The following is a 12,578-nucleotide window of genomic DNA, read 5'->3' as shown; positions in this document are numbered from 1 at the left end:
GGTCGTCGTGACCCCCGGGCTCGCCGGGTCAGGGCTTGACGGACCGGTAGTACCGGCGGGCGCCCTCGTGCAGATCCACGGGGTCGGTGTAGATCGCCGTCCGTAGGTCCACGAGCTGCGCCGCATGCACCTCACGCCCGACGGGGTCGCGACTGAGGATCACCGTCCGCGTCAGCTGCTCGGTGAGCTGGGGGTCGGTCCCGGCCATGGTCACCAGCAGGTTCGGTACGGCCAGCGTCGACACGGCGCTGGTGTTGCGCGCCCGCGCGTAGGTGTCCTGCGGCATCACGGCCGTCCGGTAGTAACGCGCCGGGGATCCGCTCTCCTGGAGCTGTTCCACCAGGTCACCGAGTTGCACGAGCCGGATGTCGAAGCGCTCCGACAGCTCCCGCACGGCGTTCGTCGGCAGCCCGCCCGACCAGAAGAACGCGTCGATCCGGCCGGCCTCCAGCTCGCTCGGCATGCTGTCGATGCCGATGGACACCGAGGTGACGTCCAGCACCGGGTCGATCTTGGCGGCCCTCAGCAGCCGCTCCGAGACCAGCCGCACCCCGGACCCCGGCTGACCGATCGCCACCCGCTTGCCGCGCAGGTCACGGGCCGACTGGACCGGGGAGTCGGCCGGGACCACCAGCTGCACGTAGTCGTCGTAGAGCCGCGCGACCCCGCGCAGTCGGTCCGCGCCGGCCTTCTGGTCGAGCTGGAACTTGGCGACCGCGTCCGCCGTCGCCACCGTGAAGTCCGCCTCGCCGGTGGCCAGCCGCTTCAGGTTCTCCTGCGAGCCCTCGCTGGTCTCCAGCCGTACGTCGACGCCGGGCATGTCCCGCTTGAGCGCCTGCTCCAGCAGTTCCCCGTAGCGGTGGTAGACCCCGGCCCGCGCGCCCGTGCTGAAGGTCAGCTCGCCCTGCGGTTCCGGGTGCCCGAAGGGCTTCAGCCACCAGGTCAGGACTCCGAGCACGGCGAGTACGGCCACCAGGACCCGCAGGGCGTGGCGCCTGCTGATCCGGGGCGGTACGAGAGGCATGGCCGCGATCCTGCCACCCGTCCGCCGTCCTGTCACGGCGCGGGTCTTCCGGGGGCCTGCGCGCGGAGCCTTCCCAGCAGGGTGTGCGCGGCCGGTCCGGGCGGTCCGTCCGTGCGCCAGGCCAGTGCGACCCGCCCGGTCAGCCCGGGCTCGGTGATCCGCAGCGCGCACAGTCCGGTGCCGGTGCCGGTGCCGAGGCCGCCGGTTGTTCCGGTGCCGGCACCCGTCGAGCTGCCGGAGGCCGGGCCCGCACCGACGTCGGCCCCTGTGCCCGCTCCCGACTCGGCACCGGACGGCACCACCGCCACCCCCAGGCCCCGCGCGGCCAGCCGGACCAGCACGGCGGGCGCCGCCGCCTCGAAGTCCACCCGCGGGGCGAAACCGGCCTGCGCGCACGCCCGCTCCAGCACCCCGCGCAGCCCGGTCCCGCGCGGCAGGCTGATCAGGGCCCGCCCGCGCAGGGCGGCCAGCGGGATCTCGCCGTCCACCGCGGCCGCCCCCAGCGGGTCGTCCGCCCGCACCGCCGCGACCAGGGGTTCGTCGAGAAGCACCTGGCAGGAGACGCCCGGCGGCGGCTCTCCCGCGAGACCGACCACCGCCAGGTCCAGCTCCCCGCGCAGCAGCGCGGCCGACATCCGCTCCGAGGTGTCCTCGGACAGCGCGATCTCCACCCCGGGGTGCTCGTCGTGGAAGGCCCCGAGCACCTCCACCACGTCCAACCCGTCCACCGCCGCCGAGGCCGCCCCCGGGATCAGCCCGAGGGCCACCCGCCCGCGCAGCAGGCCGGAGAACTCCTCGGCCGTCCGCCGCACGCCCTCCACCGCCGCCAGCGCGGCCCGCGCGTACGAGAGCACCGCCCGGCCCGCCTCCGTGGGGGTCACCCGCCGCCCGGACCGGTCGAGCAGCCGCTGCCCGAGCTCGCGCTCCAGCTGCGCGACCTGTGCGCTCACCCCGGGCTGCGACACGTGCAGCCGCGCCCCGGCCCGGGTGAAGCCGCCCTCTTCCACCACGGCCACGAAATAGCGCAGCTGAGCCAGTTCCATAACCGCGGATTCTAGATCGTAGAAGCACCCACTCTTGGACTTATGACAGGTCCCCCCTCGACGCTGAGGTCATGAGCCGATCAGCGCCCCGACCCTCCGGACCCACCTCCCGACCCACCTCTCGTGCCTCCGTGAGCCGCCGTACGATCGCCGCGGCCGTCGCCGCCGAACGCCGCGAGCTGGCCGACGTACTGGACGCGCTCACCCCGGAGGCATGGGACGCCCCGTCGCTGTGCACCGGTTGGCGCGTCCGCGAGGTAGCCGCCCACCTGTCCCTCGGCTTCCGCACCACCCTCCCCGGCTTCGCCCTCGAACTGCTGCGGGCCCGCGGCGGCCTGCACCGGATGACCGACCGCACGGCCCGCCGCGACGCCGCCGCCCTCACCACGCGTGAGCTGGCCGAGCTGCTCCGCGAGAACGCCGGCCACCCGTGGAAACCGCCCGCCGCCGGGCCCACCGGAGCCCTCGCCCACGACGTGGTCCACGGCCTCGACATCACCGTCGCCCTCGGCCACCCGCGCCGCGTCCCCGAGGACCGGCTGCGGCTCCTCCTCGACGCCGTCACCCCGCGCTCCCTGCGCTTCTTCGGCGCGGACCTGACCGGTGTCCAGCTGCGCGCGCAGGACCTGGCCTGGTCCCACGGCGAGGGAACTCCCGTGTACGGGGAGGCCCAGGACCTGCTGCTCGTCCTCTTCGGCCGCCGCCTCCCCCCGGGTCGGCTGAACGGGGGACCGGAGGGCCACCGGGTACCGCCTACCCTTGTTGCATGACCAGCAGCGACCGGAGCCAGGCAGTGGACGTGAAGCGAAGCTACGAGGTGCGCACCTACGGGTGCCAGATGAACGTGCACGACTCGGAGCGGCTCTCCGGTCTGCTGGAGGACGCCGGCTACGTCCGGGCGCCCGAGGGCGCCGACGGCGACGCCGACGTCGTGGTCTTCAACACCTGCGCGGTCCGCGAGAACGCCGACAACAAGCTGTACGGCAACCTCGGCCGGCTGGCCCCGATGAAGACCAAGCGCCCCGGCATGCAGATCGCCGTCGGCGGCTGCCTCGCGCAGAAGGACCGCGACACGATCGTGAAGCGGGCCCCCTGGGTCGACGTCGTCTTCGGTACGCACAACATCGGCAAGCTCCCCGTGCTGCTGGAGCGCGCCCGCATCCAGGAAGAGGCACAGGTCGAGATCGCCGAGTCGCTGGAGGCCTTCCCCTCCACGCTCCCGACCCGCCGCGAGTCCGCGTACGCCGCCTGGGTCTCGATCTCCGTCGGCTGCAACAACACCTGCACCTTCTGCATCGTCCCGGCCCTGCGCGGCAAGGAGGAGGACCGCCGACCCGGCGACATCCTCGCCGAGGTGGAGGCCCTGGTCGCCGAGGGCGTCTCGGAGATCACCCTGCTCGGCCAGAACGTGAACGCGTACGGCTCGGACCTCGGTGACCGCGAGGCCTTCAGCAAGCTGCTGCGCGCCTGCGGCCAGATCGAGGGCCTGGAGCGGGTCCGCTTCACCTCCCCGCACCCGCGCGACTTCACGGACGACGTGATCGCGGCGATGGCCGAGACCCCGAACGTGATGCCGCAGCTGCACATGCCGATGCAGTCCGGATCGGACACGATCCTGAAGGCGATGCGCCGCTCGTACCGCCAGGAGCGCTTCCTCGGCATCATCGAGAAGGTCCGCGCCGCCATCCCGCACGCGGCGATCTCCACCGACATCATCGTGGGCTTCCCCGGCGAGACGGAGGAGGACTTCCAGCAGACGATGCACGCGGTGCGCGAGGCCCGCTTCGCGAACGCGTTCACCTTCCAGTACTCCAAGCGCCCCGGGACCCCGGCGGCCGACATGGAGGGGCAGATCCCCAAGGAGGTCGTCCAGGAGCGGTACATGCGCCTGGTCGCCCTGCAGGAGGAGATCTCCTGGGACGAGAACAAGAAGCAGGTCGGCCGCACCCTGGAGGTCATGGTCGCGGAGGGCGAGGGCCGCAAGGACGGCGCCACGCACCGCCTCTCCGGCCGCGCGCCCGACAACCGCCTGGTCCACTTCACGAAGCCGGAGGCGGAGGTCCGCCCGGGTGACGTGGTCACCGTGGACATCACCTACGCGGCCCCGCACCACCTGCTGGCCGAGGGCCCGACGCTGACCGTCCGCCGGACGCGCGCCGGCGACGCCTGGGAGAAGCGCAACGCCGCCCCCGCCCAGCCGGCGGGCGTCATGCTCGGCATCCCGACGCTGGGTGTCCCGGCGCCCCTGCCCGCCGTCACGTCCGGCTGCTCGGTGCCCGCCTCCTCCTGAAGCACGGTCCGAGGGGTGCGGGAGGCGCGGTGACGCGCCTCCCGCACCGTCGGCGTGTCCGGCTAGGCTGCGGATCATGCTCGTAGCCGCCGCAGTCTGTCCTGCCCCGCCGCTGCTCGTGCCGGAGGTCGCCGCGGGGGCCGCCGCCGAACTCGGCGACGCCCGCACCGCCTGCTCCGACGCGCTGGCGGTGCTCGCCGCGTCCCGGCCCGACCTGCTGGTCGTGGTCGGCTCCGCCGCCGAGGGCGGCGCCTACGACCAGGGCACCCCCGGCAGCTTCGCCGGCTTCGGCGTGGACCTGAGCGTCACCCTGGGCCCCGACCTGGGCGAACCGCCGAGCGGCCACGCCACCGGGGCCGTCCTCCCGACGTCCCTCGCGGTGGCCGGCTGGCTGCTCGGGCAGGCCCGCTGGGCGGCCGCCCCGGTCGCCGGAGCGGCCGTCGCCGCGGACCTCGCCCCGAGCGGCTGCGGCCTCCTCGGCGCGGACCTGGGCGCTTCCGCCGAACGGGTGGCCATGCTGGTCCTCGGGGACGGCAGCGCCTGCCGCACCCTCAAGGCCCCCGGTTACCTCGACGAGCGCGCCGCCGCCTTCGACGCGGCCGCGGCTCGCGCGCTGGGCACCGCCGACGTGGCCGCGCTGGCCGGGATCGACGCCGCTCTCGCGGCCGAGCTCCAGGCCGCCGGACGGGCCCCCTGGCAGGTCCTGGCCGGCGCCGCCGAGGGCGCGGAACTGGAAGGGCGCCTGCTGTACGAGGACGCGCCCTACGGCGTGGGGTACTTCGTCGCCGCCTGGTCGTAGCCGCCTGGTCGTAGCCGCCCGGTCGCAGCCGCCCGACGGCAGCCGCCCGGCGGCCACCCGGGCGCCGGACCGCGCCCGACAGGGCTCGTGGAGCCGAGAGGGTGGCGGTAGGGGTCAGGAACGGCGAAAGGGGCGGGGGACCGGCCGCAGCCGGTCCCCCGCCCCTTTCGCGGACCGCGTCAGGAAGCGGCCGGCGGCGTCGGCCCGCCGGGAGCGTCCTTGTGCGCGATCTTCCCCAGGGCGTCCTTCGCCTTGCCCGTCCCGCTCGTGATCTGGCCGCTGTACTTGCCCTTGGTCTTGGAGTCCACGGCCTTGGCCACCTTGTCCAGACTCTCGCCGATCCTGCCCTCGTGCTGCAGGGCCAGGTCGCCGACCTTGTCCTTCGCCGGACCGAGCTTGGCCTTCAGATTGTCCAGCAGGCCCATGGGTCACCTTCCGTTGGCGGTCACTACGTGCGGGCGCCCTCACCGGTCTCGCTGTCCGCGGCCACTGGGGCCGCCAGCTGCTTCGGAATCTCCACGACTGCCGCCTCCGGAGACTTCTCGGCAACAGGCTCGGCCTCCTCGGCCGCACCGGGCTCCGCCGTCAGGTCCACCGCCGCGACCTCCTCGGTCACGACCTCGCCCTTACGGCGAAAAAACCGATCAAAAACGCCCATGTCTACTCCCGTAACGTTACTCGTGTGAGTGAAGTTCCGCGTGGACCGAACCGGTCTGCGCCGGGCGTACGCAGGGCGTATGTCCGGCCGGAACCTCGCCAGGGCAACGACCCCACCCGCACCCCGTCACGTAACTCGATCGGGTACATGCCGTGAGGTTTGCGAGACTGGGGCCGTGAGGAAAGCAGCCCCCGCCCCGCGGGTCATCGCCGTCGTCGGTCCCACCGCGGCAGGAAAGTCCGACCTGGGCGTAGCCCTGGCCCGCCGATTCGACGGCGAAGTCGTCAACGCCGACTCCATGCAGCTGTACCGGGGGATGGACATCGGCACCGCCAAGCTGACGACCGAGGAGCGCGGCGGTGTCCCGCACCACCTCCTCGACATCTGGGACGTCACCGACACCGCCAACGTCGCCGACTACCAACGGCTGGCCCGCCTGGAGATCGACAAACTGCTCGCCGAGGGCCGCACCCCCGTCCTCGTCGGCGGATCCGGCCTGTACGTCCGCGGCGCCCTGGACGTCATGGAGTTCCCCGGCACCGACCCCGAGGTCCGCGCCCGCCTGGAGGAAGAGGTCACCCTCCGCGGCTCCGGCGCCCTGCACGCCCGCCTCGCCGCCGCCGACCCGGCCGCCGCGCAGGCCATCCTGCCCAGCAACGGCCGCCGCATCGTCCGCGCGCTGGAGGTGATCGAGATCACCGGCCGCCCCTTCACCGCCAACCTGCCCGGCCACGAGTCCGTCTACGACACCGTGCAGATCGGCGTCGACGTGGCCCGCCCGGAGCTCGACGAGCGGATCACGCTGCGGGTCGACCGGATGTGGGAGGACGGGCTCGTGGACGAGGTCCGCGCGCTGGAGGCCCGCGGACTCCGTGACGGAATCACCGCCTCCAGGGCGCTGGGCTACCAGCAGGTGCTGGCCGCGCTCGCAGGCGAGTGCACCGAGGACGAGGCCCGTGCCGAGACCGTCCGGGCGACCAAGCGATTCGCCCGCCGTCAGGACTCGTGGTTCCGCCGCGACCCGCGCGTGCACTGGCTCAGCGGGGCCGCCGCCGACCGGGGGGAACTCCCCCGACTCGCGCAGTCGTTGGTCGAACGAGCGGTCACAGCCTGATCACGTGATGGCATCGGGACGCCTCACGCGCCAGTAGCGGGGCCGGGGGCGTGCCATCATCAAACTCCAGCGGGTGCGATCACCTGCGATGAACGGCGGCGTACTGAGTCCGAGTGGGGAGGGCGCGTGGCGATGGAGGCCGGCCCTCGTGACACCGGGCGGGACGACACCCAAAGGGAAGCGGACCCGATGCTTCTGGACGGGACGGACGGAACGGACGGGCCCCCCGGGCTCGGGCTGCCCGCCGATCCGGCACGACTGACCCCGGACGGCCCGGACACCCCGGACTCCGCCGAGGCGGAAGCCGCCGCCGGACCCGAGTTCGAGGTCGAACTGCGCCCGCAGCGTCGCCTGCGCCTGTGGCAGATCGCCCCCATCGCGATGCTCGCCGCCACCGGTTCGCTGATGTTCGCCTTCCCGCTCGCCTTCGAGTTCGGCGACGGCGGTGCCGTGGTCGCCATGCTCGGATTCCTGATCAGCTGCTGCGCCGGAGGCTGGGGCATGATGGCCGCCCGACGGGTCGGCTACACCTGGCCCGGGCTCCCGGCCCGGGGGAGCGGCCGCCGCCCCGACTGGCGCATGGCCGCGCTGTACGCCGTCGTCGCGCTGGCCGTCGTAGGACTCGCCGTGTACCGGGTCGCCCGGCTCCGCTGACCGCCCCTCGGCAGGTTCCGCCCCTCGGACGGTCCGACACCTCTGAGCTGCGGCTCGGTACCATGGCCCGGTGACGCAGACCACCCTCTCCTTCCTCAAGGGCCACGGCACCGAGAACGACTTCGTGATCGTCCCGGACCCGGACAACGCCATCGAGCTGCCCGCGTCCGCCGTCGCGAAGCTGTGCGACCGGCGCGCCGGGATCGGCGCGGACGGCGTCCTGCACGTCGTCCGGTCCGCCGCCCACCCCGAGGCCGCACACCTGGCCGACGAGGCGGAGTGGTTCATGGACTACCGCAACAGCGACGGCTCCATCGCCGAGATGTGCGGCAACGGCGTCCGCGTCTTCGCCCGCTACCTCCAGCACGCCGGACACGTCGAGCCCGGCGACCTCGCCGTCGCCACCCGCGGGGGCGTCAAGCGCGTGCACCTGGACAAGACGGGCGACGTCACCGTGTCCATGGGCCGCGCCGAGCTGCCCGAGGGCGAGGTCACGGTCAGCGTCGGCGAGCGGAGCTGGCCCGCGCGCAACGTGAACATGGGCAATCCGCACGCCGTGGCCTTCGTCGAGAGCCTCGACGACGCCGGCACCCTGTACACCGCCCCGCCGTTCAGCCCGGCGTCCGCCTACCCGACCGGGGTCAACGTCGAGTTCGTCGTCGACCGCGGCCCCCGGCACGTCGCCATGCGCGTCCACGAGCGCGGCTCCGGCGAGACCCGCTCCTGCGGCACCGGCGCCTGCGCCGTCGCCGTGGCGACCATCCGCCGCGACGGCGTGGACCCGGCCGTCACCGGCGACGCGGTCGCCTACACCGTCGACCTCCCCGGCGGAACCTTGATCATCACCGAACACCCCGACGGCCGGATCGACATGACGGGACCGGCCGTGATCGTGGCCGCGGGGGAGTTCGACAGGGCCTGGCTCACCGAAACGGCTTTCGCGTGAAGCTTCCCTCTAATGGGTGATCCGTTTCACGCTGAGCGAGAGGTGGACTGCGCCACGTGGTGGGGTCGGTAACATCAGGCACCGGCCCTGAGGGCTCACCCCATGCCCACCACCGCCGGTCGAAGCCGCCGGAGGTGCCCATGAGTGCAGAGGCCACGAACCCCGAAGCACACCCCGAAGCGCGCCCTGAGCTCCGCAGACGGGGGCGGACCAGGCTCGATCTGCGCCGCCTCGGGCGCGCGGCCCTGCTCGGGCCGACGTCGCGAGACCGGCTTCCGGACGCCATCGGTCACGTGGCCGAGGCGCACCGCGCCCACCATCCGGACGCCGATTTGTCCATTCTGCGCCGTGCGTATCTCCTCGCGGAGACCTCGCACCGCGGCCAGATGCGAAAAAGTGGTGAGCCGTACATCACACATCCGCTCGCCGTTACCTTGATCCTCGCCGAACTGGGCGCCGAGACCACGACCTTGACGGCCTCTCTGCTCCACGACACCGTCGAGGACACGGACGTGACCCTCGATCAGGTGCGGGCGGAGTTCGGCGACGAGGTGTGCTTCATCGTCGACGGCGTCACCAAGGTGGAGAAGATCGACTACGGCGCCGCCGCCGAACCCGAGACCTTCCGCAAGATGCTCGTCGCCACCGGCAACGACGTCCGCGTCATGTCCATCAAACTCGCCGACCGGCTGCACAACATGCGCACCCTGGGCGTGATGCGCCCCGAGAAGCAGGCCCGCATCGCCAAGGTCACCCGCGACGTCCTCATCCCGCTGGCCGAACGGCTCGGCGTCCAGGCCCTGAAGACCGAGCTGGAAGACCTCGTCTTCGCGATCCTGCACCCCGAGGAGTACGAGAGCACCCGCGCGCTCATCGCCGCCCACGCCGGGGAACGCGACCCGCTGCCCGCCATCGCCGACTCCGTACGCGGCGTCCTGCGCGAGGCCGGCATCGCCGCCGAAGTGCAGGTACGGCCCCGGCACTTCGTCTCCGTGCACCGCATCGCCCGCACCCGCGGCGAGCTACGCGGCTCCGACTTCGGCCGCATCCTCGTCCTCGTCGGTGAGAACGCCGACTGCTACGCCGTGCTCGGCGAGCTGCACACCTGCTTCACCCCGGTCGTCTCGGAGTTCAAGGACTTCATCGCCACCCCGAAGTTCAACCTCTACCAGTCGCTGCACACCGCCGTCGCCACGCCCGAGGGCTACGTGGCCGAGGTCATCGTGCGGACCCGGCAGATGCACCGCGTCGCCGAGGCCGGCGTGGTCGCCCTCGGCAATCCGTACGCCACCGCGACGCCCGACGCCACCTCCACCGACCCGGACGAGGAGCGCGTGGACCCCACGCGGCCCGGCTGGCTGTCCCGACTGCTCGACTGGCAGCAGTCCGCGCCCGACCCCGACACCTTCTGGACCGTGCTCCGGGCGGAGCTGGCCCAGGACCGGGAGATCACCGTCTTCCGGGCCGACGGCGGAACGCTGGGCCTACCGGCCGGGGCCAGCTGTATCGACGCCGCCTACGCGCAGCACGGCGCGGCGGCACACGGCTGTATCGGCGCCCGGGTCAACGGGCGCCTCACCTCCCTGTCCTCCCCGCTGTCCGACGGGGACACCGTCCAACTGCTGCTCGCACAGGACGCCTCCTCCGGACCCGCCGTCGAGTGGCTGGACCACGCGCGGACCCCGGCGGCCCGGATCGCCATCAGCAGCTGGCTCGAAGCCCACCCCGACCGGGCCATGGCCCCCACCTCGGCCGCCCGCGCGCCGCTGTCGGTGGTCGGAGCCCGCGGCGGCGGCGGCAACGCGGTCGCCGACCTCCCGGACGCCACCGTGCGACTCGCCGGGTGCTGCACCCCCGTGCCGCCGGACGCCGTCGCCGGCTTCCTGGTCCGCGGCGGAGCCGTCACCGTGCACCGCATCCACTGCGCGGCGGTGGCGCAGATGCGGGCCGTGGGACGCACCTCCGTCGCCGTGCACTGGCGGGCCACGGCGGACTGCCGGGTCACCCTGCGCGCTGAATCGTTCGGCCGCCCGCATCTGCTGGCCGATCTGACCGAAGCCATCGCCCGCGAGGGCGTCGAGGTGGTCTCCGCGACCGTGGAACCGCCGGTCGAGCAGCGCGTCCGGCACAGCTACACCCTGCAGCTGCCCGACGCGGCCGGGCTGCCCGCGCTGATGCGGGCGATGCGGGACGTGCCGGGCGTGTACGACGTCAGCCGGGTGTAGCCGCCGGGCGCGTGCCGACGGCCGTGCCCGACGCCCGCCCGCTCGATGGCGCACGAAGCCCGTCCGACGCCCGCCGGGTGCCCGCCCGGTGGCGACGTAGGCCGGGACGGCTCCGGACGGCCTCGTTCGGGTGGACCCGTCGCGCGCCGTTCGCGACCGCGGCGCGGGCGCTGGTAAGCGGTGGTGGATGCAGCTCTCCTCCCCGCGCCTGCGCGCCGCCCTGCTCGCCGCGGCCTCCCTCACCCTCGTCGCCGCCGTCCTGCCCCCGCCGACGCCCCTGGGCATCGGCGACCGGCTCTTCCCGGAGCTCGGGAACCCCGGGTACGACGTGCTCTCGTACGACCTGTCCTTCGCCTACAAGGACAACCTGACCCCGCTCGACGCGGTCACCGTCATCGACGCCCGCGCCCTGGACAGGCTGGAGCGCATCAACCTGGACTTCACCCACGGCAAGGTGGCGTCCGCCGAGGTCAACGGGGAGCCGGCGCGGTTCGAGAGCGTCGGGGAGGACCTCGTCCTCACGCCCGCTCACCCGGTGGCGGAGCGCATGCCCCTCCGCATCACCATCCGGCACACCAGCGACCCTCGGGGCCGTGGGGACGGCGGCTGGGTGCCCACGGCGGACGGCCTGGCCATGGCCAATCAGGCGGACGCCGCCCACCGCGTCTTCCCCTGCAACGACCACCCCGCAGACAAGGCGATCTTCACCTTCCGGATCACCGCCCCGACCGGGCTCACGGCCGTCGCCAACGGGGAGTCGGTGGCCCCGGCCGTGCGGCTCGGACCCACGACGACCTGGACCTACCGGACCCGGCACCCGATGGCCACCGAGCTGGCCCAGGTCTCGGTGGGCCGTTCCGCCGTCGTGCACGGCACCGGACCGCACGGGCTGCCGCTGCGCGACGTGGTGCCCGCCCAGGACAGGGAGCGCCTGGATCCCTGGCTGAAGAAGACCGCGGGCCACATCGAGTGGATGGAGGAGCGCGTCGGCCGCTACCCCTTCGAGAACTACGGGGTGCTGATCGCGCGGGCCACGACCGGATTCGAGCTGGAGACGCAGACCCTCTCGCTCTTCGAGAGCGCCCTGTTCGCGGGTGAGGGCTACCCCGACTGGTACGTCGAGTCCGTGATGGTCCACGAACTCGCCCACCAGTGGTTCGGCGACAGCGTCACCCCGCGCACCTGGTCCGACCTGTGGCTCAACGAGGGACACGCCACCTGGTACGAGGCCCTCTACGCCGACGGGCTCGGCAAGTACTCCCTGGAACGGCGCATGCGCGAGGCGTACCAGCGTTCCGACCAGTGGCGGGCTGCGGGCGGCCCGCCGGCCGCCCCGAAGGCCGCCGCACCCGGAGAGAAGATCGGGCTGTTCCGGCCGGTGGTCTACGACGGGTCCGCGTTGATCCTCTACGCCCTGCGCCAGGAGATCGGCGCCGAGGCCTTCGACCGGATCGAGCGGCGCTGGGTCTCGGACAACCGCGACGGGATCGCGGGGACGGCCGACTTCGTACGCCTGGCCTCGCAGGAGGCGGGCCGCGACCTGACCGCCTTCCTGAACCCCTGGCTGTACGGGACCACCACCCCGCCCATGCCGGGACACCCGGAGTGGAGCGGCACGGCGGCCGCGGCACCCGGCAAGGCCGCCGCGACCCCTGCCAAGGCGTCCTGAGCCTCCGCCCTCCGCGGCATCCGGCAGGGCCGCGGCGGGCGGGAGCGCCGAATAAAGGGTGTGACCGGTGAGGAACGGGCATGTCACCATCGACGGGGCCGCGCGGGGAATCCCCCGGCGGTGTGACACGTTGGACGTGACAGTTAACGTGACACT

General features: G+C 73.2%; 12 protein-coding genes. 8 read left to right on the top strand and 4 right to left on the bottom strand.

The features are described from left to right. Positions 1-28: 28 nt before the first annotated feature. Both ACWG52_RS10365 and ACWG52_RS10360 read right to left on the bottom strand, forming a co-directional pair. Positions 29-1,024: a TAXI family TRAP transporter solute-binding subunit gene (locus ACWG52_RS10365; RefSeq protein ID WP_453128530.1), complete on the bottom strand. Its 996-nt coding sequence runs from the start codon at positions 1,022-1,024 to the stop codon at positions 29-31. Positions 1,025-1,056: 32 nt separating this feature from the next. Then, positions 1,057-2,067, bottom strand: a complete 1,011-nt coding sequence (locus tag ACWG52_RS10360; protein WP_453128528.1) for a LysR family transcriptional regulator — start codon at positions 2,065-2,067, stop codon at positions 1,057-1,059. Between the two features lie 131 nt (positions 2,068-2,198). Between ACWG52_RS10360 and ACWG52_RS10355 the strand changes: the two genes are divergently transcribed. From ACWG52_RS10355 to ACWG52_RS10345, 3 genes are all read left to right on the top strand, one after another. After that, a complete protein-coding gene (locus ACWG52_RS10355; protein ID WP_389809884.1) occupies positions 2,199-2,837 on the top strand; it encodes a maleylpyruvate isomerase family mycothiol-dependent enzyme in 639 nt (212 codons plus the stop codon). Continuing rightward, positions 2,834-4,357, top strand: a complete 1,524-nt coding sequence (miaB, locus tag ACWG52_RS10350; RefSeq protein ID WP_389809881.1) for a tRNA (N6-isopentenyl adenosine(37)-C2)-methylthiotransferase MiaB — start codon at positions 2,834-2,836, stop codon at positions 4,355-4,357. The genes ACWG52_RS10355 and miaB overlap by 4 nt, the downstream gene beginning before the upstream one ends. 76 nt (positions 4,358-4,433) lie before the next feature. Beyond that, positions 4,434-5,156, top strand: a complete 723-nt coding sequence (locus ACWG52_RS10345; protein ID WP_389809879.1) for a class III extradiol dioxygenase subunit B-like domain-containing protein — start codon at positions 4,434-4,436, stop codon at positions 5,154-5,156. A gap of 179 nt (positions 5,157-5,335) precedes the next feature. Here ACWG52_RS10345 and ACWG52_RS10340 read toward each other — a convergent pair whose 3' ends face one another. Next, positions 5,336-5,581, bottom strand: a complete 246-nt coding sequence (locus ACWG52_RS10340; protein WP_161293071.1) for an antitoxin — start codon at positions 5,579-5,581, stop codon at positions 5,336-5,338. A gap of 23 nt (positions 5,582-5,604) precedes the next feature. After that, positions 5,605-5,772: a gliding motility protein gene (locus ACWG52_RS10335; protein WP_389809875.1), complete on the bottom strand. Its 168-nt coding sequence runs from the start codon at positions 5,770-5,772 to the stop codon at positions 5,605-5,607. A 217-nt stretch (positions 5,773-5,989) separates the two neighbouring features. Here ACWG52_RS10335 and miaA point away from each other — a divergent pair, with 217 nt between their 5' ends. The 5 genes from miaA to ACWG52_RS10310 all read left to right on the top strand — a co-directional run bounded on the left by miaA (position 5,990) and on the right by ACWG52_RS10310 (position 12,422). Continuing rightward, positions 5,990-6,928 carry a tRNA (adenosine(37)-N6)-dimethylallyltransferase MiaA gene (miaA, locus tag ACWG52_RS10330; RefSeq protein WP_389809873.1) on the top strand — a complete coding sequence of 313 codons (939 nt, stop codon included), beginning with the start codon at positions 5,990-5,992 and terminating at the stop codon, positions 6,926-6,928. A gap of 132 nt (positions 6,929-7,060) precedes the next feature. Further along, positions 7,061-7,582, top strand: a complete 522-nt coding sequence (locus ACWG52_RS10325) for a hypothetical protein (RefSeq protein WP_389809963.1) — start codon at positions 7,061-7,063, stop codon at positions 7,580-7,582. A 70-nt stretch (positions 7,583-7,652) separates the two neighbouring features. Beyond that, positions 7,653-8,528: a diaminopimelate epimerase gene (dapF, locus tag ACWG52_RS10320; RefSeq protein ID WP_266353541.1), complete on the top strand. Its 876-nt coding sequence runs from the start codon at positions 7,653-7,655 to the stop codon at positions 8,526-8,528. A gap of 140 nt (positions 8,529-8,668) precedes the next feature. Beyond that, on the top strand, positions 8,669-10,753 hold the full coding sequence (locus ACWG52_RS10315) for a RelA/SpoT family protein (RefSeq protein ID WP_389809870.1): 2,085 nt from the start codon (positions 8,669-8,671) through the stop codon (positions 10,751-10,753). Between the two features lie 187 nt (positions 10,754-10,940). Continuing rightward, complete coding sequence (locus tag ACWG52_RS10310) at positions 10,941-12,422, top strand: M1 family metallopeptidase (RefSeq protein ID WP_390139707.1); 1,482 nt, start codon at positions 10,941-10,943, stop codon at positions 12,420-12,422. The last annotated feature ends 156 nt before the right edge of the window (positions 12,423-12,578 follow it).

Source organism: Streptomyces sp. CLCI03 (assembly GCF_053615355.1).
This window is presented reverse-complemented; position numbering and strand designations above follow the sequence as displayed.